We start from the raw sequence: 24,181 nt of genomic DNA, 5'->3' as shown, positions 1-24,181 counted from the left end.
ACCATTTCTGAAGAGCCCGGTGCGGGAAATCTGCACGCCGGGTTCTGTGGGGGTTGAGGCCACCAATTGGGTGGCCCTTCTACCTGGAGGAAAAGCTGGAGATAACTTCAAAGGCTTATCTATTGCTGACAGTAATTGAATAATTACGTTCTACTAAATTGGGTGAGATTATTGAACCAAAGGGGCTTTGATGGGGATTAGCTATAAATTATTATTGGGTTTTTAATTACAGATTGGGTTTTTTTAATAATCGGGCAAGAAACAATAAGACTTGCATCCTCATTTTTTGTTTTGTTGGTCCAGATTGTGGAATGAAATCCACGAAATAAAAGGTTAGTGTTTTTAGCATGAACATTAACGGTAGTTCTTTAGGAGCTACCGTTCTTTTTTTCTTATTTTATTTAAGAATTATTTAAGAATTAACTAAGAGTGATTTTAGAATTGATTTGTATGATAGATACAGAGTTCAAACAAGGGAGGAAAAAATTGGAGACGATAAATCAAAGAGTTCGTATAGGTAGAATCATTTACCTTGTACTAGCCATTATTTTTGCAATAAGTGTCACCACTCAAATCTTTTTGGCAGGCATGGCTATCTTTATAAGTCCAGTGAATTGGGTGAAGCATATGACATTCGCTCACTTATTTGGGTTTAATCTACCGGTTTTTATGTTTGCCTTTGCATTCATCGGTGCATTACCACGCTGGGCATACTGGCAATTGTTAGGGGTTCTAATTTCAATATTCCTCATGTATTTTACTGCGAATATTACTGCTGTATTACCATGGTTTGGTGCAATGCATCCCGTTTTCGGTGTTCTATTATTTGTGTTGTCCTACACAATGGTATTAAAGGTATGGAAAATCACATTCCATAACAAAAATTATCAGAAGGGAGCATATTGGAGAAAATCATTTAATTATTGAGGGAGGAGCGTAGTATGAGAATCTTTTTAGGAATACTTGTCGGTTTAATTGGAGGATTTGTTCTTGGAATTGCGTTATCAAGTTTTATTGGAGTGTTGGGAATGATATTATTTAACGAACCAGTTGGAATTAAATATCTTTCTTATTTTACTGCCATTATTTGTGCAATTGTTGTACCGATTATGGACCAAAAGAGTCTGAAATCAGACAAGTGATATGCTAAACTTCTGTTAACGACTGGTTGAAGTTCACAGGTGCTGGTTACAACTGATGTGAGTGGGTGATGGTTATGTCCATTAAGCAACGATTAATACTATCTAACATAGGAATGGTTGTGCTTCCAATTGTTGGGTTTTTGTTAGTCGAAGTAGTATTAGGATACGTTATGTTTGTTATTTTTGATGGCAGTATGGAAGGTCCGAATTTACAACTATTTTTTAATTTCAGATTGATTGCGATTATACTCATTTTGGTTATTACGAATGGGCTACTGACGTATTACGTATCCAGGAGTATTATTACACCGATAAAGCAACTAACCCTTTCGGCAAGAAATATAAGTGAAGGAGATTTGGAATATAGTGTGGAAACTAATAAGAAAGATGAGCTTGGTGAGCTTTCCAATACGTTTGAAGCGATGAGATTGAGTCTGAAACAGGCAAAAGAGGATCAAGCAAGGTATGAGCGCAACCGCCAGGAGCTGATTGCGAGTATTTCACATGATTTATCAACACCATTAACATCGATTAAAGGCTACGTCCAAGGAATTCAGGATGGGGTTGCGAATACACCGGAGAAACTGGAACGGTATATGGATATCATTTATAGAACGGCCGATGATATGGATGATCTTATTAATAATTTATTTCGATATTCCAAATTGGATATCGAACAAATTCCGTTTGAGTTTGAAGAAGTCGATTTATATTCTTTTTTCACAGATTTTATTGATGAATTAGCTTTTGACCTAGAACAAGAAGAGGGGATGGCAACTCTAAAGGCCTGTAAAAATGATGATTATATTGTGAAAGCGGATCGTGAGCAATTAAGACGCATCGTGACCAATATCGTTCAAAACAGCCTGAAATATATGGATAAAGAGCATAAGAAAATTGAGGTTTATTTAAAATCTGAGTCCCAACAGGTTAAAGTTGAAATTAGTGATAATGGAAGTGGGATTGCTCAACAAGATATTTCCCACTTGTTCGAAAGCTTTTATAGAACGGACGCTTCAAGGAATTCTTCTACGGGAGGCAGTGGACTCGGGCTGGCCATTGTAAAAAAAATAATTGAAGAACATGATGGCAAGGTTTGGGCTGAAAGCGTTCAAGGGGAAGGGACAAGTATTTATTTCACACTAAAGAAGGTGTCGTCTTGAAAAAGATTTTAATCATTGAGGACGAAATGCGTATTGCTGAATTGGAAAGGGATTATTTAGAAGTTAATGGGCATTCTTCTGACATTGCAACTACTGGTGAAGAAGGGTTGAAACTGGCTAAAGAGAACAATTATGACCTTATAATTCTTGACTTAATGCTGCCGGGTGTTGATGGATTTGATATTTGCAGACAACTTCGCGATAGGTTGGATATTCCTATTTTAATGGTGACAGCAAGAAAAGAAGACATTGATACAATACGTGGGTTTGATCGTGGTGCTGATGATTATATCCAGAAGCCCTTTAATCCAAGTGAACTGGTTGCGAGAGTGAAGGCTCATTTGACCAGATACGAACGGCTCGTTGGAAAGAATCGTCAACCAAATGAAATTCGTATAAAAGGTCTGCACATCGACCTGGAATCACGCAGGCTATATGTCAATGAAGAGGAAAAAGAGTTACGTGCGAAAGAGTTTGATTTATTAGTTTTGTTTGCTTCAAATCCAGACCGCGTGTTTACGAAAGAAGAACTATTTGAACGGATTTGGGGAATAGACTCATTTGGTGATATTACAACCGTAACCGTCCATATTAGAAAGATAAGGGAAAAAGTAGAGGAAGTCTCCTCCAATCCTAAGTATATTCAAACAATATGGGGAGTAGGCTACAGGTTCAAAAAATAAATTAGGAATTATGAAAGCGAAGCGAAGTTCATAGAGAGCTTCGTTTTTTACGCCTAAATATAATTAAGGATTAGTTAAGAATTGTATAAGAGGCAGTTAAGCTTTCTTGATTATGATGGTTTTAAAAAAATAAACAAGGGGCCATCCTTGAATCTCAAATAAGGAGTTTTGATTATGTTAAAAAAGTTTACGTTTGGAACAGTTATAGCCCATCTCTGGGTTCAATGGATTTTGTTGGGAAGTATTTTGGTGAATACGTTCATGTTGTATCCGAATATTTTTCATAACATTCCTGAGTCGTTAGAGCTTGGAATGGAATTTATGGCAGTGGCAAGCCCACATACCTATTTCCCCCCTTTAGGAGCAGCAAGTATTTTAACAGGAATTTTAGCGTTGATACTAGCCTGGAATACGAAGCCAGCCCGATATTGGATTTTATTTAGTATCATCATGATTGTTTTAGAAGGAGCGACATCCATCGTGGTTGAATGGCCACGTAACGAGATTTTGTTTATCGAAGGTGCGGATATTCATTCTGTTAGATTCCTGAAACAAACAGCACAAGAATTCCTTATCGCTCATGGATTTCGCGTTGCCTTTAACATCATCGGTTCCATTTTAATGTTTGTTGGGTCTATCAAGTACTACCAACACAGTTTTATGTCTTTAAAAGGACGTAGAAGGGTGAAAAGAATGCAAATAAAATCTTTGTTTTATTATTGATAGTGCTTGGCATAAATACTTTATCTTTTAGAGGGATCTACAAGTATTTACTATGTCACAATGTTGACTTTGAATTTGTTTTCTTTGATTATAGTCGCCATTTCAAAATCTAATATGAAAACGAAAACAAGATTCGCAGAGTTACTAAGTAAAGTCAACTTTTCTGTAATACGATCGGGCGCGATAGTGGAATAACTAATCTTTGGGAAATTTGAAATTTATACAATAAAAAACCGATTGTCCGTAATGAGGGAATCAGTTTTGGTTATTGTTCCGTTGGTTAATTCTTTTGAAATTGTTTTAATAATGGCAGCGCCCAGTTAGGCAGACGATTTGCCTTGAAACTAATTTTATCATCATTTATTTCTAATATAATTTCTCCATCATCCTTACTGTTGTCAATTAGAATTAGGTTATCGATAATAGGAGCGTATTCATAAAGGTGTTTAAATGAAGTTTTGTCTCTTCTGAGAATATCTTTAGTTGGGATATGGTGACCGCCATTTTTTACTCTCATAGCGACGCGCTCAATGTTTTGATTTACGTTACTGAGTGCAATGTAAAACATGGTCACTTCATAACCCTTTCCTTTGGCTTTGCTTATTTGTCTAACTGCATTTTTACAGATATAGGAGGGCGTTCTTGTGGCAAGTAAGCCTAAAATAAAATTGTTGATGATACGGGATTGAGACAAGAAATTGAGAAGAATACTGACCTTATTCATCAAGTCGACTTAGCCAAGTGGGCAATTAGCATCGCAAAACACGTGCTTCCGTATCTTGTAAATGAATTCCCCGACAACGAAAAAATCATAAAAGGATTTAAAACCAATGAACTCTGGCAAAGAGGGGAAGCAACTGTCCGTCAAGTTAGACAAGCTGGATTTGAAGTCCATGAAGTCGCTAGAGAATGTAAAGATGAAACGGCAAAGGCTGCGGCAAGGGCTGTTGGGCAAGCTGTTGGTGTTGGTCATATGAGAGGTCATGCAATGATGGCTACAGATTATGCAGTTAAGACAATGAATCTTGCTTTTAGTAATGATGTAAATAAGGTAACGGAAGAACGAGAATGGCAATTGCATGAATTGAATCAGTACATCAAAAACGGAAAATCAAATTAGTTCATCATTGTTCCGTTATAGAGGTGCCATTCTGGAATAAGAACGTGGCATATAAGGGCCAGGTTGTTGAAAAATTCTTATTTAACTTGACAGGGAAGTTATTAGATGGTAAATTTGATTGACCAATCAAAATAAATATTAGTTAATCAAAATGGAGGCTGCCTGATGTGAGTAATAAAGTGGATGAATTTAACGATCTTCCCCGTTGGTTTCAACGTATTATCCCATTAATAAGCGTTATTTTGTCTGTACTTGTATTTTCATATGTTATGTATCTATATAACCAGGAATCATTAGAATTTATCCAATGGGTCCGTTTGATTGTCTTTACCATTATGGGCGTGGTGTTAATATTTTCTGCCATTGTTTATGTGTTTAATGCAGAATTAGCTTGGAGATGGTTAATAGGTGGATTAGGATTGTTGCCTATATTGCTTTTGTTACAACTTTTTATATTTCTTATGACGATTATAAGAATGATTATCAACTCAATCTTTCAAGGAAGCCTTCCTGAACCGGTTCAAATGTTTATTGAAAACTACCCAAGTAAATTTGATGTAGTTATATTATCAGTGCTTTTTATCGTCGGGTTATTATGGATCATTGATAAGTTGAGAAAAAAATAAGAATGAGGAAACGGAGGAACTACAATGGCGGATCAATCATCTTTTATAACGGAAGCAAGGCGAGAGCAGATAATAAAAGCTACGATTAAGGTGCTTGATGAAATTGGCTTTGTAAGCATAAGCTTGGCTAAGATTGCAAAAATGGCCAAGGTTAGTACCGGGTTAATCTCCTATCATTTTAAAGATAAGGATGATGTGTTGGATAACACGTTAATTTATTTATTAACAATACAATTTGATTACATTAAAGAAAGAGTATCGGAAGAAGAAACTGCATATGATCAACTAATTGCTTTCATAGATGCTTCTTTAGCTTATCAAGGAGCCCATACAGTCAATAATATCGCACTGTTAGAGATTATTTTTAATGCACGTACAGAAGATAATGTTCCTTATTACAGAGTATCGTCTGATGAAGAAGATCCATTGTATGTGTATTTGCAGGAGATTTTACATTCTGGACAAGAGACCCATGAGTTTTCTGAGTTCAATATAAAGAGTCTTACTACTATGATACAAGGAGCAATATCTGAAAGTATTCTTGTGAATGAAGAATTATTTGACTTAGAAGCATACAAAAATGATTTAGTCAGTATGGTGACAAAAATTGTTGAAAAAAAATCATAACACGTCGCTTTTAAATGACTTTATTGTAACCATACAATTCTATAAATTAGGAGAGTTGGTATGACTGCGTTATATACTGATGAAGTTAGTCAAAAGAAACGTGCAGTATCTTTAGATATCGCGCGGGGGTCCATGCTCTTTTTGATTATCCTTTCGCATATACCTTTGTTTCTATACACGATAGAACCAGGTGTGCTAACAAAAGTAGCTGGCAGTACACCTTTAGACCATTTCTTAAATTTCTTAATGGAAATTATGGTAGATAATCGAGCGCGCCCATTATTCGCCATACTGTTTGGTTACGGTCTAGTCATGATTTACCGCAAGCAACGGGAAAGAAAGGGTGCGGAAGAAGCAAAACGAATTGTAAAAAGACGTTGCTGGTATCTAATATTATTTGGCGCCATACTCGCTGGTGTTGCAGGCGGGCAAGACATATTGATGACATACGGCATTGCTGGACTCATATTAGTTTTCACCTTGAAAAAGAATAACAAGAAGATTAAGAGATACGTGCTCAGTTCTACAACCATATGTGTCGTTTATATACCGCTTTTGTGGGGGGGCATTATACTCGGTAACCAATCTTATGGATTATCAACAGGGTTAACGGGGCAAGAAACATACTTAAACACAATTTCTGAAGGGCTAATGGCTATACCCATCATTCCGCTGTTCACCCATATCTTCTTCCCGATTATCCCCTCGGTCCTAATGGGGATTTGGTTAGGAAACTTAAACATATTAATTAAACCACACGATCATATAAAACGGCTAAAGCAATTAACGATTATCTTTTTAGTAATTTCATTTGTCGGAGCCATACCTCTCGTATTGATTAATGATTTTTGGTTTCCGAGTCTCTTTACCGCAGGGATTGCATACGGTATTCATGTTCTCACTGGTTTTGCAGGTGGTGTAGGCTATGCGACACTATTTGGGTTATTGGGCGTTAGTATTAAACATCACGGCGTAATCGTAAAAGCAATTACAGCAATGGGAAAACGTTCGTTAACATTTTTCGTCATACATGAAATTTTACTTGTTATACTATTGTCTCCAATCGCGTTCAATTTAGGTGCATTTTTAACTGTCACAACCTCCGTACTATTTGGCATCGTGATGTGGGCCATTACGTTATCAGTCGCATACTTCATGGAACGTCGTCAAATAGAGGGTCCTTTAGAAAAATACATGCGTTATTTGACTTACAAAAAACAAGTATAAAGAATAAAATGCTGTGATAAAATCTTTCAAAATCCATCAAAATAAAGCTCTTTACTTTAAAATCCATATTGATATTGATTACCACTCTTACCAAGGGGGAAAAGTTTTCACAGCAAATAGGTGCAAAAATAGAATGGAAAAGACATACCCTCGTTTTATAAGAACTATCAAGGATATTAGCACCCACACAGCAACTCAATTATATTGTCTTTGATTTTCCTTTTGCTTATAAACATATCAAAACAAGTAAATTTATTGATCTTGCTATATCTATTGATACCCCGCTGGATATTGCGTTAGCACGCCGGGTGACAAGAGATTTTAAAACTGCCTCCACTGAACATATCCTTTCAGATATGGAGAATTACATTTTCCAAGGTAGAAAAGGTTACATTGAAATGCTAAATACGATTAAACCAAACTCCGATATCATTATTGATGGAATAAAATCGGTACCAGAGGTTATGAATCGCATATGCAAACAGCTGGAATAATCCTATGAGCATCTTCCTCAATCGGGCGCTAATCAGGAATAAGTATTAGCGGATATAAGGGTCATTTAATGGACTAGAATATTGATTCAATGATGGAATTTTGAAATAATGTTGTTAAGCTAAATGGGGTTTCAAATTCTTCTTTATTTGTGTCAAATGGAGGTAAAATTATTAGAGCTGCGATTCATATAACCAACTTAATTTTGCTTTGTGGTTTACTAATATTAGGGTTTTTTATGTACTTCGGAACACATTTCGTTCCCCAGCAAGACCCCTATATAGCTGAAAACATAAGTATTATACTAATTTACGTCATATGGGCGATAAGTTACTACTTACAAATCAAACAATCATCTATAAGAAATTTTATAATTATTCTAGTAGTTTTCTTATTAATTCAGGCACTGTATTTTTACTTTATATATTATGTCATTACATTTTTTGAGTTTTTCTTAGAATAACATTGTGTGTGCCATATTAAAGCAAACGGGCGCTATTACCTAACAAGGAGCAGCGCGCTTCCTGCGTATAAGGGCTAGGTTATAGAAATAAACTTAGGGAATAAAAGGAGGTGTAAGTTATGGGAAGAGTGCTATTTTTAGGAGTATATACTGCGTTAGTAATCCTTATCATTGAACTTTTAACCCCTAATATGAGCACTGTTGTAAAAGTTGCAACTGCTGGTATCGTAGGTTTAATAGGTGGTTTGTTTGCAATCAAATTTTTTCCTGAAGAAAATAAAAAATAAACAAACTCAACAATCGGGCTCAGTAACCGAATAAGAGTGTATATATCAATGTTCCATATGGGATGGCGTAAATCATGGCGCTGGGTTGAACAAATATGGTGAGAATGCAACGTAAAATACAATAAAATACTGTATTGCTGACGAACTTCTGAATGTTGAGGCACATAAAGTGCCGATGATTTAATGGAATTGGATTAGTTGGCGCGCCGTACGCGATGAAAGTCGCACATACGGTGCAAACAGGGGGAAAAGGGTAGCGATAACGTCAAACTCTTACCTATCTGTATAATATAACTTAGCGTCCATTCCATACTTAAGAATCAGTTAACGGAATAATACAAGGAAGTGATGTGCGATGTTCTTTTCACGCTGGACGCTATTCCAAGGTTTTGTAATTACTTTATTAGTAGTCCTTGCATTTATGGCAGATATATTCAAGAAAGATATCGGAATACCATTTTCCTCAACTAACGTAATAAATACATCGATGTTAATGACGTGTTTATTTTTAGTAGTGACAATTGGTTTACTTAGCTTATTGATGTACTTTCAAACGAAGAAAAGCGACACGTTCCTGAAGCACCGGTTATGGGATAAGATGTATATTATAATACCCGTAATATTTGCTATATCCTTGGTTGTGGTTTTTATCTTTTTTCTGGCAGGTCCTCTAAGTGAAGTAACTCAAAGCAATCGTTGGATTATATATGCATTATTTTACTATATTTTATTTTTAATAAGTGCGACTGTTTTAGCAATTATACATAAGGCAAAACAGAATACTATCTCCAATGAAAGTAAAGTCACCTATTCGTTTATTTGGACATCATTAGGTCTTGTAGTTGTTATTTTTATGCTGTGATAGTCGTTAACCAAACGAGCCCATTTCCGGAATAAGACTTGGTATTTGAGTAAAAAGGCTGTTTGAGGGTGGTTTTGTGGAGAAAAAATGTAATCTTTGGTCATTTTATTTAATACTTATTTGCATTGGATTAGCAGTTTACTCATTATATTCTAATATTAACAGTAAGAGCACTTGGTTAATTACACCTCCGAATTACGTTTTACTTATAATGATTTTATCAACCTTGGTTTTAGGAATGATTGGTTTTAAAAATAGACAAAATTGGTGTTCAATAACACGCAGCTGGATAACAGTAACCCTGTCATCGTTGACAGCTATGGTGCTTTTTCTGGGAATGGCATTCACAGCCTTATTTTCTTCAATTGCAGTAAATGAACCTATAAAGACAATCAATTCTCCTAATGGTGATTATAGGATTGATTTTTATTACTTTGATGCAGGTGCAACAGGTTCATTTGGTGTAAGAGGCGAAATAGATGGACCACTATGGTTCGAAAAAAGGATTTATTATCAGGAAGGCATAGAAAACGTTGAGGTTAGCTGGAAGAGTAATGACAAGGTTTTAATAAATAATCATTCTTTGAATTTAGGTGAAGGAGAAACACATGGTTATTAATGCTTCTTTTTTCGTGCAACAGTCCTTTGTGTCAATTACATTAACGTGTGCTTTTCTTCAGCAATGATTATTACGTATACAAACGGACATCCAGAATATAACTTGGCGCTTGTACCATAAGGGTTATTTAACTGAGTAAAAAAGAGGAGGGATAAGGTTGGAACAAAAAAAGCAAACAAGACCATTTGTTATCACAGGATTTGTGTTACTCGCCTTCGCTTTTCTATTCAAGTGGGAATTCATATATAGCGAACCTGTTGTCGATCGATTGCTTGGTTTGATTGGTTTAACTGCATGGTCTAATGGTGACAGTGGTTTACATTTCACAGGAATTATTTCTCTTATACTATTAATCATAGGTCTGGTTTTTCTGGCCAAACGATACAGCGGTAAAATGATTTTTGTTTTCTTTCTTGCGATGATACTCGTACCCACTAACTTGTTTGCAAACGTGTATCAATCAAACTTTACAAATGGTATTTATGCGTTAGAATTCCAACAGGACAGAAGCAACTGTGAATATGATACAAGTGATTCAGGTATTGTTGAAGGTAATTGTAAAATCTCCATTGTGAACCATAGTAGCAATCCCGTCACTTTCCGTGTTTCAATAGACCAGAAATATGACCACCATAGATTCAATGTAATGGACAAAATTAATCTGAAAGACCACCAATTGAAACTTGATGCGAATGAACATAGAACATTTGACATTAATTTCAGACACTCGCTTCAATCGTCAAAACATCAAAGTGTAAGTGGGCAACTTGATATATTTAATCTCATAATCAATGATGATAATAATATAAGGCGGTTTTGAGACTTCCACCCATAAATAGGCAAGCTGATTGATGTCAGTGGGATTCCTGAGTGACTTAACGTTCGCAGTCCATTTCTGTTTTGAACAGCCCTTAAGGTTGGGGTATCTCATTATCCCTCCAGTTCCAGTGCATATAACAGATATCCGCAATGTTACAAACTAGGGGTGGGTCAATGAAAAGAGTCATCGGTACATATGTCATAGACGATCAGACAATCGAATATTCAATCACAGGAAAAGATGGTGTACCAGTCCTGGTGATGCACGGTGGACATTCCAGTTGTAATGAGGAATTTGGATATGGTTCACTCGTTGAGAATGGATTCAAGATCATTACACCCTCAAGGGCGGGGTATGGGAAAACTTCAAAGGACATTGGTGAAAGTTTATCGAAAGCTTGCAGTTACTATGTGAGGCTTTTAAATCATTTAAGAATTGAAAAAGTCCATCTTCTTTCTGTCTCAGCTGGTGGACCAAGTGGTCTTTATTTTGCTTCTCATTACCCGGAAAGAGTCAAAACCTTAACGTTGCAAAGTGCTGTTACGAAAGAGTGGTACACGCCTAAAGATAAAATATATAAAATAGCACAGATTTTGTTTCGCCCTTCTTTGGAAAAAATGACATGGAAGCTTACTTCAAGCATGAGCAGTCTCTTTCCGAATTTTATGTTTAAACAAATGGTACCTTCATTTAGTAACCTTCCATATAAGCAAATAGAAGACAAGATGTCGGTAGGAGATATTGATGAAATCCAACGAATGAATAATCGTCAACGATCAGGGCATGGATTTTTAATTGATTTATCACAAACTAAGGAAATTAGCACAAAGGACTTGAAGGCTATATCTTCACCGACTCTCATCTTACACAGCAAGCATGATGGTTCAGTGTCATTGGGGCATGCTTATTATGCACAACAGCAAATTACAGATACCGAGTTGTGTATATTGGATACATGGGGGCATCTGATATGGCTTGGTAAAGGGTCTGAAGATGTGAGTGAAAAACTTAACGAATTTCTAATATGTCACTCAAAAACATATAAGTGACGTTTGTTCACTGATTTTTCGTAACGAGCGCAAAAGTTGATAAGGACGGGGAACAATGATCTTCATTAAGTGGGCTCAGTTGTAAAATAGTTACATAATGGGGCTTTTGCAAGATTTGAGGAGCACGGATGACAAACGTGGCAGGCATTTGTTATTATAAAAAGGTTATTATTCTATGAAGGGGGCAGCAATATGAATCAACCGGCAGGACTGGTAACAAACATACAGACGAACCGTAAACGCTGGTTCATAGCGAGCATTGTCTTTCTGGTGATTGCCGTGGCGGGTTTGTTCTGGGCGAAGTGGAACCCCTATTTCCACAAAGCTTTTACGGCCGCAACCACTCATGCAATTGGTTCGTCCACGATTTCCGGAAACGATGCAGCGGCTCCGGACCCGTCCTGGGGAGCCGCCTGGCATTTCAGTCTAGGCTATTTCAAGTCGATCTGGCAAGCGTTCATTGTCGGCATTTTGCTGGCTTCGCTTGTGCAAGTGCTTGTGCCGCGTGATTGGATTCAACGTGTATTAGGAAAAACATCCTATGGCAGCACAGTACTTGCCGGAGTATCAGCGCTACCCGGAATGATGTGTACATGCTGTTCTGCGCCACTGGTCGTGGGGCTTCGTCGACAGCAAAGTTCCGTCGCGGCAGCTGTTGCTTTCTGGTTTGGAAACACAGCTTTGAACCCCGCGGTGTTGATCTTTATGTTTTTTGTTTTGGGATGGCAATTCACACTACTTCGTCTTGTTGTCGGGGTAATCCTTGTGTTTGGATTGAGTTATGTCGTGGGCAAAATGGTTCGTCATAAGGAAGACGCCGTTGAGGTTGTAGCGCAAACCACGGCCGCCTCCAACGGTAAAGATACAAAGGATGACCCAAAGGAGAGCCTTTTTATCCGCTGGCTGAAAAGTCTCTCCACGATGTCAATGGCTATTATTCCGGCTTATATTATTAGCGTATTTGTGCTCGGAGCCTTTCGAGCCTGGTTATTTCCGACACTCGGCGGGACGGCGTGGAGTGACAGTCTTTTGGCCGTTCTTGTTTTTGCTGTTGTCGGGACATTGTTCGTCATTCCGACAGCGGGGGAAATTCCGATCGTCCAGACCTTCATGGAATTTGGGCTGGGCGTGGGTCCAGCAGCAGCACTCATCATCACATTACCGGTTATCAGTCTTCCGTCGGCACTGATGGTGCGAAAGGCGCTGACTTGGCGGACACTATCGTTTCTCGGGATCGGTGTGGCGATGCTGGGTGTGATCGCCGGATTGGTCGGCATGGCGTTCATGTCTTAAATGCTACACAAAAGCACTTCCATTTGGGGGAGTGCTTTTTATGTGAGTGCGTGAATGTGCGGAAATGCAATACTTAAAACCAGTTGTATTGAGTGGAGAAAAATACGAAAGGCATGGTAAGGGGTTCTGAAAAAATATAAAAAAACTCTTTAAGCCCAAAAACGAATTGCAAGGGGTAAGCGCAAAGGTCTAAAATTGAAGAAATAATACGAAGAGCGTGAGAGAGGAATAAGCTTGCTTTGGAGGAATCTTTTACGTAAGGTTTAATTGAGGGAACAGTTCAAGAAAATTATCGAGGACATTGAAAAAGACTTATTATATTATTTGTTGGACCTTTCTCTGTTAAATCTGATCAATTACCTTTTAGATACAGTAATTCTTTTTTAAAACTATTGTATCTTATTTAGCTGTAATGATAAAATCTCTGCCAATGTGGTTTACAGCGCAATAGGTTGACTTCCCCTGGCATGTAAACATAAATTCAGTAAGTTAGTGAAATAGGTAGTTATAGGGACGTCTTTCATATTTATAATAATATTGATGACAGGAAGCTCCATGTGGATTCCATTATAAAGGGAAAAGAAAGGAAAAGAACAGTTGGCGAGACAGATGGACATGGAAGGTTGTTTATTTGTTTAAAGCCAAACTCTTAAAGTGATTTTTTATATGGTATTTCTTCATCAATTGAGTCTACTTCTTGAACAGAAACCACCGGCTTGCCTCGTATATATTTATTTGTCGAATGAATTATGCTAATATTGAATTAAAATAAACTGATTCATTAAAAGGGGTAAATTCATTGGATTATAAACAGATGGATGATTGCTTTATTGTTGATAACGCCAGAGATTTGCTTTCTGCGTTAAAGAACAAAGAAGATTATATTATGATTCAGGGAGACTATAAAAAAGAGTTCGAGGAAAATACGCAACTGCCGCTTACGGAAACGGAAGAAATGACATTTCAGCTGGGATTTCGTGGTTGGGCTGGCATTTGGGGAGGATTGTTTTTTCATATTATCAATTTCTTTAGCAAGGGAAGTAAGCAACAAAAGAAAATTGACAGCAAGATCCGCAAATATAACATTAAAAAATTGAATGAAAGTGAAATTCTTTTATACTTGCGCCAGTTGGAATATTAATATTCCCGCGATGAAAAAAGTCAGTCGTATACACATGTAGCTTTTTCAATTAAAGAAACAGATTTTGATAGCATATATAGCAAATTGAAGAAATTGGGCGTAAACATCCTAACTGGTCGTCCTAGAGATGAAAGAGACAAAAAATCTATCTATTTCACCGATCCCGATGGCCATAAATTCGAATTTCATACCGGCACTTTGCAGGATAGGTTAGATTATTATAAACAGCTAGCTAATGTTTTTTCTTGGTAAACACAAATCAAGAGTTCCATCCAATCCCACTTTTTCCATAAACAATAATAGTAAGGTTTATGCCAGCTTGATGAGACTGCTATCAATCCATTCTCATGGTGCTTTCGGGTATGAGAATGGAGTAGGGACGTAAAAAATTTGCAACCAAACACGATAATATTGTTGAGGGCTGCCACCACAGTTAACCGGAGATGATCACATCAACCTGTTTATTGTCCAGTTTTCTTGATACATCGTTTGAAAGAGCCTTATCAGTAATGACTTTATCGATTTGATCCAGTGATGCGAACACGGCACTGGAGCTTTTTTCAATTTTAGAAGAATCAATGAGGGCGACAACGGATTCCGCTTTTAATATGATGGCTTTTTTCAATTGTACTTCATACAAATTGAAGTCTGCTAAACCGTTTTCTGCCGAAAGTCCGTTGGCTGACGTGAACATGATATCGATATTGACATAATCAAGCAAGCTTATCCCAAGTGTTCCTTCGATAGAACCTGACCCTTTCGTAACAAGTCCACCAACCATGATCACCGTAACATCCGGGTTTTGATTTAGTTCTAAGGCTGCCTGCAGGCCGGTCGTAACCACTGTCAAACGAATCGTTTTATTTTTTATACAGCGAGCCAATTCCAGTGCGGTCGAACTGGCATCCAATAAAATACATTGCTTTTCTTCAATCATGCTAAAAGCCCTTTGTGCGATTTGCAATTTTTCCCGCCTGTTTTTCTTTTCACGAACGGCAAAGCTGGTATCGTTGTCTTCTTCATTAAGCACAGCTCCACCGTGTGTTCTCGTTAAGAGTCCATCCATTTCCATTCTGGATAAATCCGTTCTAAGTGTAGCTTCCGAGACACCGATTTCTTTCGCTAATCCTTTCACCGTTGCCCGTTTTTCACTTTTTAAAAGTTGTGTGATTTTTTCTCTGCGTTCACTTGCAAACATTTTCATGACAATATCCACACCCTCAACTTTACTCCTAAGACAATGTTATTTCATTTTATCTTTTTTATCAATAATAATGTGTTAATTCTACTTTGTCTAGTTTAATCGATCCCAAATAAAATTATTTAAAAGAAAATGAAAATAATCATTGACATAATGAAAGCAAGTGATAAAATTAAACCATAAATTGATAGCGGTTACAATCACGTTTGTTGTAATCGATATGACAAGTCATCAGGAAAACAGGGTGGATTTCTATTATACGAAAGGGGAATGGTCATGAGTCAGACAGAAGTAGCAAAACAGGGGCAGGGAAAAGAAATACCGGAGACCATGCATGCGATAGTGGCCTATGCGCCTGAGGATTACAGGTTTGAAGAAGTAAAAACGCCGGAACTGGAAAATGATCAGGAAATGATTATTCAACTGGAAGGCTGCGGAATATGTGCAGGAGATCTCAAGGCCTATGGCGGTGCCCCGAGTTTTTGGGGAGATGAGAAACAGCCACCTTATATTAAAGCACCGATGATACCAGGACATGAATTTATTGGCAGGATTGTTCAAAAAGGTGATGCAGTAAAGGATTTTGAAATTGGCGATCGGGTCATTTCGGAACAAATTGTACCATGTGAGAATTGCCGTTTTTGCAACAGGGGTGAATACTGGATGTGTGAAAGGCATGATCTGTACGGGTTCCAGAACAACGTTAACGGGGGAATGGCCGAATACATGAAGTTTACAAAAGAAGGGATCAACTATAAAGTGCCAGAAGAGCTCCCCCTGGAAAAAGCCGTTTTAATTGAGCCATATGCCTGCAGTATGCACGCTGTTGAGCGAGCAGATGCCAAGCTTGATGATATCGTGGTGTTATCCGGAGCGGGCACGCTCGGCTTGGGAATGGTAGCCGCTTTAAGGAGAAAGAATCCCAAAAAGATAGTTGTGCTGGATATGAAAGATGATCGATTGGAATTGGCCAGGAAATTCGGAGCAGATCTCGTTTTAAACCCTGGCAAGGTGGATGTGGAAAAAGAAATTAAAGAGATGACAGACGGTTATGGCTGTGATATTTATATCGAAGCAACCGGCAATCCTAAATCGGTTGAACAGGGTCTGTCTATGATTCGTAAGTTAGGGCGCTTTGTAGAATTCAGCGTGTTTGGTGATCCGGTAACGGTCGACTGGAGTATTATCAGTGACCGGAAAGAATTGGATCTTTTAGGATCACACTTGGGGCCGTATTGCTATCCGACCGTCATTGATGGTATTACAGATGGGACCCTGCCAACTGAAGGTGTTGTTACACACAAACTTCCTCTTGAGGAATTTGAAAAAGGCTTTGAACTCATGAAGAAGGGTGATCAATCACTTAAAATTGTTTTAGAACCTTAATCATTTAAGAAACGTGGAGGGGGATCCTATCCCCTCCTCCGAAACATCTTGTTTATAGGGGAGGGAGATTTTTATGTTAAATAGTGGGAATTTTCTTGATAGAATGGGGATTAACAGTAAAATTTCGTGGGGATTTTTAGGCGTTCTTATTTTTATGATGGGAGATGGGCTTGAAGTAGCCTTTATTTCACCTTATCTTGTCGAGCAAGGGCTATCAGTGACACATACTTCTGCATTAGTTACCGGATATGGGGTTATGATTGCGATTGCCTCCTGGTTTTCCGGTGTGTTGATTGACATGTTCGGGGCCAGAAAAGTCATGCTTTGGGGCTTGATTGCCTATGTTGTTGGACATTCGGCATTTGTCGGATTCGGGGTTAGTAATTTAGATTATATGGTCATGTTTCCAACGTATATGATTCGCGGTATTGGTTATCCGCTATTTGCTTATGGTTTTCTGGTCTGGATTACTTATCGAACACCACAAAAAAGGCTCGGTAAAGCTGTCGGCTGGTTCTGGTTTGTTTTCTCAGGCGGGATGAATGTCCTTGGAGCCGGTTTTTCAGCATGGGCCGTCGCGAATCTTGGCTACATTAATACGCTGTGGTCGTCCATTTTTTGGGTGTTGCTCGGCGGGTTCTTTGCATTGATCGTCAATCGCGACAAATTAGAAAGAACATCTACAGCGAAAGGAGCTGAACAGCTGAAGGAGCTGGCTCGTGGTATAACGATTGTTGTGAGGGAGCCGAAAGTAGGTGTGGCAGGTATCGTTCGGGTTATCAACCAGGCTGCACAATATGCCTTTCCGGTATTTTTGCCGACATACTTAGCAGCATATGGCATTCCAACGACAACCTGGCTGGGGATCTGGAGTGCAATCTTCCTTTCCAATATTGCCTTCAACCTCGTTTTTGGTGTCGTTGGGGACAGACTGGGCTGGCGTAATACGATTATGTGGGTCGGCGGTATTGGTTGTGGTGTGTTTACGCTACTGCTCTATTATACACCGCAAATCGTCGGGGGCAACCTTACTGTCATGACAATCATAGGTATTTTATGGGGGGCCTGCCTGGCAGGTTATGTTCCGATTTCTGCACTGGTTCCTTCATTGGTCAAAGAAGAAAAAGGTGCAGCCATGTCGATTCTGAACTTAGGGGCTGGTTTGTGTGTCTTTGTTGGCCCGGCCATCGTGACGGTGTTTTATGGCCTTGTCGGCGCGGTCGGTGTGACGTGGATTTTGAGTGGCCTATATTTTGCCAGCACCATTATGATGATTTGGGTTAAACTGCCGAATAACGCGAGGACACTTGATGAAGTTGATGAGACCGAAGTCGTTACATGAAAAGAAAGCAGGTATTGGATGAATGAAACTATTGCCGACAGACAATAAAACAAATCCCCTGTTTGTGGCAGGGGGATTTGTTCCCAAAGGACACTCGCACTTCCTTTAATACGTCGAATGCTATGCAAAATCCGAAAATTTCTGTCGATTGGTCCAGTAGTGATGTTATAATTTTATTACCTTTCAAGAAATGCATAAAAACAGCACTAGAAATAAGGGAGCGGTGCAAAATGAAAAAATTGGTGAATAGTCCAGTAGATGTTGTGGAGGAAATGATCGAGGGATATGTTATGGCTCATTCCGATTATATGAGTCAGTTGCCGACGAATAAGCGGTCATTGGTAACGAAAAAGACAGACAAAAATCGAAAAGTTGGTGTTCTGATTGGTGGTGGTTCCGGTCATGAACCGGGATTTATGGGATACGTTGGTCAAGGAATGGCCGATGGCGTTGCGGTAGGCAATATCTTCGCGTCCCCATCACCTGACCCTATCCTGGAGGTTACTAAATCGATTGATCAAGGTTCAGGAGTTGCCTTTTTGTTTGGTAACTATGCAGGTGATGTGATGAATTTTGGGATGGCCGCGGAGTCGGCTGACCTTGAAGAGGACATAGAGGTAAGGAAGGCGTTGGGGACAGACGATGTAGCATCTGCTCCTAAGGAAGAAAAAGAGAAACGCCGCGGAATAGCTGGTGAGTTCTTTATCTTTAAAGCTACAGGTGCGGCTGCTGACTTCGGGTACGAATTGAACGATGTTATGCGTGTTGCTGAAAAAGCAAACGCACAGACACGTTCGATGGGAGTCGGGTTAACGCCATGTTCGCTTCCACAGACAGGTGAGCCCAGCTTTGAAATTGGCGACGATGAGATGGAAATCGGTTTGGGACATCATGGTGAACCAGGCATCGAAAAAGGGAAATTGGAATCAGCTGATCGTGTAGCTGAACGACTTGTGCAGGATATTTTGGCAGATGAGCCTTTGACTGGGGGAGACGAAGTAGCTGTTCTGGTTAATGGACTCGGCTCGACGCCAAGGATGGAATTGTATATTGTCTACCGACGGGTCCAGCAACTTTTAAATGAATTAGGCATAAGTATTTACCGTTCCTATGTAGGAGATTATATAACCTCCTTGGAAATGGGTGGTTGTTCCGTAACGATTATGAAGTTGGATGAAGAATTGAAGCAAACGGTTGATCACCCGGTTGATTGTCCGATGTTTGTTCAAAGATAAGAAGTATAAAGTTTTTGGCTATATGAAGCTCTTTGTCAGCAATAGCCATGTCCAGCTTCGACGTACAGGACGTGCCGAACTTAGCCGGCCAGCGCCTGCCCCCTCGATGTCTTAAGCAGAAATTTACGTGGCAAACCCCCACTGCAAATTCTTGCTTAAGTTTTTTGGGGGTAAACGAGGCGTCCTGCGCTTTTCTTAAAAAGTAAGGAGGATAGAAATGGAAATAACAGCAAGAGAATTTAAAACTTATTTAAAAAATGTCATTACGATGGTTGAATCAGAGAAAGATTATCTTTGTGAATTGGACCGCAAAATTGGTGATGGCGACCATGGTATTACGATGTCGATCGGCTTCCAGGCGGTACGTGAGAATTTAGATCATGAACTGGCGGAGGAAACAGATTGCAGTAAGATCAGCATCTCTGTGGGAAAAACATTTTTAAATGCAGTCGGTTCTTCTGTCGGGCCGCTATATGCGACGGGATTCATGCGAGGGGCTAAGCAAATCAAAAAGAAAGAGGTCCTAAACGATCAAGACGTTATTGCATTTTGGATTGCTTTCGGAAATGGCGTGAAAGAGCGCGGCCGGGCAGAGATTGGTGACAAAACGATGGTTGATACGTTTGCTCCTTTTGTTGATGCGCTGGAAGCAAACGGCAAAGGAGCAGAAGATCTTTCTACAATTTTTCGGGAAGCGGTTACGAAAGCGGAAGAAGGAATGCATTCAACGAAAAAGCTTATATCGAAAAAGGGACGTTCCAGCCGTTTGGGCGACCGATCTATTGGTGCCCAGGATCCGGGCGCAACATCCGCCTACTTCCTTTTGGTTACCTTTTTGGCGTTGATTGAGGATTTAACACAAAAAGCTGGCTAGGAATCTATCCATTATATGGAGATTGTAATAGAAATGAAAGGAATCAGAACAGGGTTTATCTGGTTCTTTTTTTTGAATTTCAAAATGAATATATTCAATAATAAATGAAAACAAACATTGATAAACAAAAAATAATAATGTAAAATGAAATAAGACGAGGAATTACTTTAGATGGAAAGGGGCGTTCACCGTGAAAATCGCAATTGGTGCTGATCACAATGGATATGAATTAAAAGAAGGGGTTAAAGCATTTATTGAACAAAATACGGAACACAAAATTGTTGATTATGGCTGTCATGACTGTGAAGCAGTTGACTATCCGGACGTTGCCTATGAAGTATCCCGGGCAATTAATGAAGGGGAGTTGGACCGTGGCATTTTAATCTGTGGAACAGGGTTAGGTGTAGCTATTTCCGCTAACAAATATCCCGGTATTCGTGCAGCAACATGCCATGACACCTATTCTGCTGAAAGGGCTCAGTTAAGCAATAACGCGCAGATATTAGCCATGGGTGCTCAGATCATTGGCGTTGAAGTGGCAAAGAAAGTAGTGGGAGCATACCTGAACGTTGAATGGGCAGAAGGTTCCAAGCGAAAAGTGGATAAGATTAATGAAATCGAAAAGGAATTCGCCGGTAAGGGTGTTCAAGAAACAATGGAAGAGTAATGCTGCTATACAGGAGGAGCCAATCCAATGAAATCAATGTTATTAGATTTTTTAAATGTCACGGAATCAGCCGCCATTGCTGCGTCGCCATGGATCGGTAGCGGGGATAAAATCGCAGCTGATAATGCGGCAACGAATGTTATGCGTGATACATTCAATCTGTTGCCTATCAGTGGCACGGTGGTCATAGGGGAAGGTGAAATCGATGATGCCCCGATGCTGTTTATCGGGGAGAAGCTGGGAAAAGGAAACAGTCCTGAATTGGATATTGCAGTTGATCCGATTGAGGGGACCACGCCAACTGTTAACGGACAGCGGAATGCCATTACGGTCATAGCTGCTGCTCCCAAGGGTTCATTACTCCATGCACCTGACATGTATATGGAGAAAATAGCCGTTGGACCAAAAGCCAAAGGAAAAATCGATATTGAATTACCCTTGCAGGATAACATGAAAAAGGTAGCAGAGGCCAACGGAAAACAGGTAAATGAATTAAATATTTATGTTCAGGATAGGCCGAGACATGAGGAATATATTCGGACAATCAGAGAAGCGGGAGCAAAAGTACATCTGTTTCGCGATGGGGATGTTATTTATTCAACAGCAACCTGCATAAAAAATATGAATGTTGATATGTTTATCGGAATTGGCGGGGCACCAGAGGGGGTATTGAGCGCTGTCGCAATGAAATCCTTGGGTGGAGAAATGCAGGCAAGACTGATCCCTCAAAGTGAAGACGAGGTTAAAAGGTGTTTGCGGATGGGGATGAAAGAACCAAAATGTGCTTTGTATCATCACCAATTAGTCAACTCGGACGATTGTGCTTTCATCGCAACAGGAATAACCGATAATCTTCTTTTAAATGGAATTAAGACAGACAGCGGGCAGCATATGACACAATCCATCCTGATCAGCGGAAAAGAGAAGAGACTACGGTATATTGAAAGCGTACATGTGATGCAGGAAGCCAGGGCTGCAACGATTGAATCGTAAGGAAGCTAATGGAACTGGAATGAATGACGTCATGAAATGTTAAACCGCCTTTGGATAAAAGTTTAAGGGCGGCTTTTTATTCCTATTATGTTTAACTGATAGAAGGATGAAAATATGGAACAGAAAAAATTGACACTTAAAAGAACAGCACTGGGTATCGAGCTTGGTTCTACACGAATCAAAGCAGTATTGATCGGGCCGGATCATACACGAATCGCAAGTGGATCGTATAAATGGGAAAATCGTTTCAAAAATGGCGTATGGACCTACCTTTTGGAAGATGTTTGGCAAGGTTTGCAATCTGCTTACCTGGAACTTATTCAAGAAGTGAAAGAAAAGTATGGTGTGGAACTTTCTGAAGTAGGGTCAATAGGCATTTCCGGAATGATGCACGGATACCTGCCATTTGACTCAGCAGGAAGGCAATTGGCGCCATTCCGAACGTGGCGGAATACATCGACCAAACAGGCGGCGGAAACGTTAACATCACGGTTCCAATTTAATGTTCCATTGCGGTGGAGTGTGGCGCATCTGTACCAAGCGATGCTGAACAAAGAAGATCATGTAAAGGATATCGCCTTTCTCACGACACTGGCCGGCTATGTTCATTGGAAACTGACCGGGAAAAAAGTGCTTGGTGTTGGTGAAGCATCAGGGATGTTTCCAATTGACCCCGAACTTGCTGCGTATGACAGCCGCATGTTGGGACAATTCGATGATTTGGTGGCACCATTTGGTTATAAATGGTCCTTGAAAAATATGTTGCCCAACGTCCAAACGGCAGGTTCTGAGGCCGGCGTTTTAACGGAAGAAGGGGCAGCGTTACTGGACACTACCGGGGCGTTGCAGGCAGGGATCCTTTTTTGCCCGCCTGAAGGAGATGCCGGTACAGGCATGGCAGCAACAAACAGTGTCACGGAACGTACGGGGAATGTCTCAGCGGGTACTTCTATTTTTGCGATGATAGTTTTGGAAAAAGCGTTATCCAATTATTACCCGGAAATCGATATCGTCACCACACCAACCGGAAAGCCTGTTGCCATGGTCCACTGTAATAATTTTACGTCAGATATTAATGCCTGGACCGGGTTGTTTGCTGAATTAATGACTGCCTATGGGGTAAACGTGGACACGGAAGAATTATTGACTGTATTATTTCAGCAAGCGATGAAGGCGGATCCCGATGTTGGCGGCATGGTCAGCTGTAATTATGATTCCGGCGAACCGATTACCGGGCTGGAAGAAGGACGTCCGCTATTCTCACGGATGCCCAACAGTAAGCTGAGTTTGCCGAACTTTATGCGGACACAAATTTATTCAGCTTTGGCTACATTAAAAATCGGGATGGATATTCTGACAAAACATGAAAAAATTCAGCTGGATTCTATTTTAGGGCATGGCGGCTATTTTAAAACTGAGCATGTTGGACAGCAATTAATGGCTGATTCACTTGGCGTTCCCGTTTCTGTTATGAAAACTGCAGGAGAAGGCGGGCCTTGGGGCATGGCATTACTTGCAGCCTATTCCGTGAATAAACAGGAAAAACAATCGTTGGAAGACTACCTCAGCAAAGAGGCGTTTTCATCTGAGGAGGTAAAAACGATCGACCCCAGCAGAGAAGGAATGGGAAACTTTGCAAAGTATTTGGTGCGTTATAAGGAAATGCTGAAAGTGGAACGCAAAGCTGTTGATCGTTTGAAATGACATGGTCGTGTTTAGAATAGTCGAAACCATACAGAAGGCGGTTCTGAAATCGGTGGCATAAAAATTCACTGTACAGGTCAGGCTTGACTTTAACCGCCCGTCGTTTTATATTATAACGTATAATAACTGAAACGTTGATGAGGATTAGTACGGTTTGCATGGCTTTGATAGAGAGGAAATGGTTGGTGAAAATTTCCAAAGTCGCAACTGGAACCTGCCTCCGAGTTCGCCGTCAGGACAGCTTTTGCCGAAAGACGTGCGCGGTTTTACACCGTTATGATATGAAGTGTGCAGTCGATGGACGTCTGCAAACAAGGGTGGTACCACCACAGACCTCGGTCCCTTTTTCAGGACGGAGGATTTTTTAATAAAGAAGGATTTTACATATATTATTGAAGGAGTGTTTTAATTGGCGAAAAACAAGCAATACGTTGAAAAAATT

General features: G+C 39.7%; 24 protein-coding genes, 1 pseudogene and 1 other annotated feature. Of the genes and pseudogenes, 23 read left to right on the top strand and 2 right to left on the bottom strand.

Annotated features, from left to right (window positions below; translation table 11 throughout):
• Window positions 1-486: 486 nt before the first annotated feature.
• From E4U82_RS12995 to E4U82_RS12975, 5 genes are all read left to right on the top strand, one after another.
• Window positions 487-927 (top strand): DUF6220 domain-containing protein, encoded by a 441-nt coding sequence (locus E4U82_RS12995; RefSeq protein WP_209300572.1) that lies wholly within the window; start codon window positions 487-489, stop codon window positions 925-927.
• 14 nt (window positions 928-941) lie between these two features.
• Window positions 942-1,142, top strand: coding sequence for a DUF5957 family protein (locus E4U82_RS12990; protein WP_135110596.1), 201 nt, complete (start codon window positions 942-944; stop codon window positions 1,140-1,142).
• Window positions 1,143-1,216: 74 nt separating this feature from the next.
• On the top strand, window positions 1,217-2,305 hold the full coding sequence (locus tag E4U82_RS12985) for a sensor histidine kinase (RefSeq protein ID WP_135110595.1): 1,089 nt from the start codon (window positions 1,217-1,219) through the stop codon (window positions 2,303-2,305).
• Window positions 2,302-2,988, top strand: a complete 687-nt coding sequence (locus E4U82_RS12980; protein ID WP_135110594.1) for a response regulator transcription factor — start codon at window positions 2,302-2,304, stop codon at window positions 2,986-2,988. Before E4U82_RS12985 ends, E4U82_RS12980 begins: the two co-directional genes overlap by 4 nt.
• Window positions 2,989-3,162: 174 nt before the next feature.
• A complete protein-coding gene (locus tag E4U82_RS12975; RefSeq protein ID WP_245183583.1) occupies window positions 3,163-3,711 on the top strand; it encodes a hypothetical protein in 549 nt (182 codons plus the stop codon).
• A gap of 280 nt (window positions 3,712-3,991) precedes the next feature.
• Here the strand turns inward: E4U82_RS12975 and E4U82_RS12970 are convergent, their stop codons facing one another.
• Window positions 3,992-4,285, bottom strand: a complete 294-nt coding sequence (locus E4U82_RS12970; protein WP_135110593.1) for a hypothetical protein — start codon at window positions 4,283-4,285, stop codon at window positions 3,992-3,994.
• A gap of 111 nt (window positions 4,286-4,396) precedes the next feature.
• On the opposite strand from E4U82_RS12970, the gene E4U82_RS12965 reads away from it, so the two are divergent.
• From E4U82_RS12965 to E4U82_RS12920, 11 genes and pseudogenes are all read left to right on the top strand, one after another.
• Window positions 4,397-4,831, top strand: coding sequence for a putative immunity protein (locus tag E4U82_RS12965; protein WP_135110592.1), 435 nt, complete (start codon window positions 4,397-4,399; stop codon window positions 4,829-4,831).
• A 167-nt stretch (window positions 4,832-4,998) separates the two neighbouring features.
• Entirely contained in the window at window positions 4,999-5,457 is a 459-nt protein-coding gene (locus E4U82_RS12960) for a hypothetical protein (RefSeq protein WP_135110591.1), read from the top strand.
• A 24-nt stretch (window positions 5,458-5,481) separates the two neighbouring features.
• Complete coding sequence (locus E4U82_RS12955; RefSeq protein ID WP_135110590.1) at window positions 5,482-6,084, top strand: TetR/AcrR family transcriptional regulator; 603 nt, start codon at window positions 5,482-5,484, stop codon at window positions 6,082-6,084.
• Between the two features lie 60 nt (window positions 6,085-6,144).
• Window positions 6,145-7,311: a DUF418 domain-containing protein gene (locus E4U82_RS12950; RefSeq protein ID WP_135110589.1), complete on the top strand. Its 1,167-nt coding sequence runs from the start codon at window positions 6,145-6,147 to the stop codon at window positions 7,309-7,311.
• Between the two features lie 1,074 nt (window positions 7,312-8,385).
• A complete protein-coding gene (locus E4U82_RS19920) occupies window positions 8,386-8,553 on the top strand; it encodes a hypothetical protein (protein ID WP_167751410.1) in 168 nt (55 codons plus the stop codon).
• Window positions 8,554-9,491: 938 nt separating this feature from the next.
• Entirely contained in the window at window positions 9,492-10,034 is a 543-nt protein-coding gene (locus E4U82_RS12945; protein ID WP_135110588.1) for a DUF5412 family protein, read from the top strand.
• 157 nt (window positions 10,035-10,191) lie between these two features.
• Complete coding sequence (locus E4U82_RS12940; protein ID WP_135110587.1) at window positions 10,192-10,854, top strand: hypothetical protein; 663 nt, start codon at window positions 10,192-10,194, stop codon at window positions 10,852-10,854.
• Between the two features lie 173 nt (window positions 10,855-11,027).
• Window positions 11,028-11,903, top strand: coding sequence for an alpha/beta fold hydrolase (locus E4U82_RS12935; protein WP_135110586.1), 876 nt, complete (start codon window positions 11,028-11,030; stop codon window positions 11,901-11,903).
• Window positions 11,904-12,095: 192 nt separating this feature from the next.
• Window positions 12,096-13,196: a permease gene (locus E4U82_RS12930; protein ID WP_135110585.1), complete on the top strand. Its 1,101-nt coding sequence runs from the start codon at window positions 12,096-12,098 to the stop codon at window positions 13,194-13,196.
• A 799-nt stretch (window positions 13,197-13,995) separates the two neighbouring features.
• Window positions 13,996-14,337, top strand: coding sequence for a hypothetical protein (locus E4U82_RS12925; RefSeq protein WP_245183582.1), 342 nt, complete (start codon window positions 13,996-13,998; stop codon window positions 14,335-14,337).
• Window positions 14,338-14,343: 6 nt separating this feature from the next.
• Window positions 14,344-14,589, top strand: a pseudogene (locus E4U82_RS12920) (VOC family protein); the annotation flags it as partial.
• Between the two features lie 181 nt (window positions 14,590-14,770).
• On the opposite strand, the gene E4U82_RS12915 reads toward E4U82_RS12920, so the two are convergent.
• Window positions 14,771-15,553, bottom strand: coding sequence for a DeoR/GlpR family DNA-binding transcription regulator (locus E4U82_RS12915; RefSeq protein ID WP_342447739.1), 783 nt, complete (start codon window positions 15,551-15,553; stop codon window positions 14,771-14,773).
• A 261-nt stretch (window positions 15,554-15,814) separates the two neighbouring features.
• Between E4U82_RS12915 and E4U82_RS12910 the strand changes: the two genes are divergently transcribed.
• The 7 genes from E4U82_RS12910 (at window position 15,815) to E4U82_RS12880 (ending at window position 23,739) form a co-directional block, all read left to right on the top strand.
• Window positions 15,815-16,924: an MDR/zinc-dependent alcohol dehydrogenase-like family protein gene (locus E4U82_RS12910; RefSeq protein WP_167751409.1), complete on the top strand. Its 1,110-nt coding sequence runs from the start codon at window positions 15,815-15,817 to the stop codon at window positions 16,922-16,924.
• Window positions 16,925-16,997: 73 nt separating this feature from the next.
• Window positions 16,998-18,266: an MFS transporter gene (locus tag E4U82_RS12905; RefSeq protein WP_135110584.1), complete on the top strand. Its 1,269-nt coding sequence runs from the start codon at window positions 16,998-17,000 to the stop codon at window positions 18,264-18,266.
• Window positions 18,267-18,496: 230 nt separating this feature from the next.
• Entirely contained in the window at window positions 18,497-19,501 is a 1,005-nt protein-coding gene (locus tag E4U82_RS12900; protein WP_135110583.1) for a dihydroxyacetone kinase subunit DhaK, read from the top strand.
• Window positions 19,502-19,718: 217 nt separating this feature from the next.
• Window positions 19,719-20,375 carry a dihydroxyacetone kinase subunit DhaL gene (gene dhaL / locus E4U82_RS12895; RefSeq protein WP_135110582.1) on the top strand — a complete coding sequence of 219 codons (657 nt, stop codon included), beginning with the start codon at window positions 19,719-19,721 and terminating at the stop codon, window positions 20,373-20,375.
• Window positions 20,376-20,565: 190 nt separating this feature from the next.
• Window positions 20,566-21,042 carry a ribose 5-phosphate isomerase B gene (gene rpiB / locus E4U82_RS12890; protein ID WP_135110581.1) on the top strand — a complete coding sequence of 159 codons (477 nt, stop codon included), beginning with the start codon at window positions 20,566-20,568 and terminating at the stop codon, window positions 21,040-21,042.
• 27 nt (window positions 21,043-21,069) lie between these two features.
• On the top strand, window positions 21,070-22,035 hold the full coding sequence (gene glpX, locus E4U82_RS12885) for a class II fructose-bisphosphatase (protein ID WP_135110580.1): 966 nt from the start codon (window positions 21,070-21,072) through the stop codon (window positions 22,033-22,035).
• Between the two features lie 114 nt (window positions 22,036-22,149).
• Window positions 22,150-23,739, top strand: a complete 1,590-nt coding sequence (locus E4U82_RS12880) for a xylulokinase (RefSeq protein WP_135110579.1) — start codon at window positions 22,150-22,152, stop codon at window positions 23,737-23,739.
• Between the two features lie 125 nt (window positions 23,740-23,864).
• Window positions 23,865-24,086 (top strand) — a binding site (T-box leader).
• Window positions 24,087-24,181: the final 95 nt, after the last annotated feature.

Source organism: Lentibacillus salicampi (genome assembly GCF_004565465.1).
GTDB classification, from domain to species: domain Bacteria; phylum Bacillota; class Bacilli; order Bacillales; family Amphibacillaceae; genus Lentibacillus; species Lentibacillus salicampi.
This window is presented reverse-complemented; position numbering and strand designations above follow the sequence as displayed.

What these genes read in the sequence shown, in the direction of transcription:
- E4U82_RS12990 (WP_135110596.1), top strand. Translation starts at nt 942, where the DNA reads ATGAGAATCTTTTTAGGAATACTTGTCGGTTTAATTGGAGGATTTGTT.
- E4U82_RS12985 (WP_135110595.1), top strand. Translation starts at nt 1,217, where the DNA reads ATGTCCATTAAGCAACGATTAATACTATCTAACATAGGAATGGTTGTG.
- E4U82_RS12975 (WP_245183583.1), top strand. Translation starts at nt 3,163, where the DNA reads ATGTTAAAAAAGTTTACGTTTGGAACAGTTATAGCCCATCTCTGGGTT.
- E4U82_RS12955 (WP_135110590.1), top strand. Translation starts at nt 5,482, where the DNA reads ATGGCGGATCAATCATCTTTTATAACGGAAGCAAGGCGAGAGCAGATA.
- E4U82_RS12950 (WP_135110589.1), top strand. Translation starts at nt 6,145, where the DNA reads ATGACTGCGTTATATACTGATGAAGTTAGTCAAAAGAAACGTGCAGTA.
- E4U82_RS19920 (WP_167751410.1), top strand. Translation starts at nt 8,386, where the DNA reads ATGGGAAGAGTGCTATTTTTAGGAGTATATACTGCGTTAGTAATCCTT.
- E4U82_RS12935 (WP_135110586.1), top strand. Translation starts at nt 11,028, where the DNA reads ATGAAAAGAGTCATCGGTACATATGTCATAGACGATCAGACAATCGAA.
- E4U82_RS12930 (WP_135110585.1), top strand. Translation starts at nt 12,096, where the DNA reads ATGAATCAACCGGCAGGACTGGTAACAAACATACAGACGAACCGTAAA.
- E4U82_RS12910 (WP_167751409.1), top strand. Translation starts at nt 15,815, where the DNA reads ATGAGTCAGACAGAAGTAGCAAAACAGGGGCAGGGAAAAGAAATACCG.
- E4U82_RS12905 (WP_135110584.1), top strand. Translation starts at nt 16,998, where the DNA reads ATGTTAAATAGTGGGAATTTTCTTGATAGAATGGGGATTAACAGTAAA.
- E4U82_RS12900 (WP_135110583.1), top strand. Translation starts at nt 18,497, where the DNA reads ATGAAAAAATTGGTGAATAGTCCAGTAGATGTTGTGGAGGAAATGATC.
- dhaL (WP_135110582.1), top strand. Translation starts at nt 19,719, where the DNA reads ATGGAAATAACAGCAAGAGAATTTAAAACTTATTTAAAAAATGTCATT.
- glpX (WP_135110580.1), top strand. Translation starts at nt 21,070, where the DNA reads ATGAAATCAATGTTATTAGATTTTTTAAATGTCACGGAATCAGCCGCC.
- E4U82_RS12880 (WP_135110579.1), top strand. Translation starts at nt 22,150, where the DNA reads ATGGAACAGAAAAAATTGACACTTAAAAGAACAGCACTGGGTATCGAG.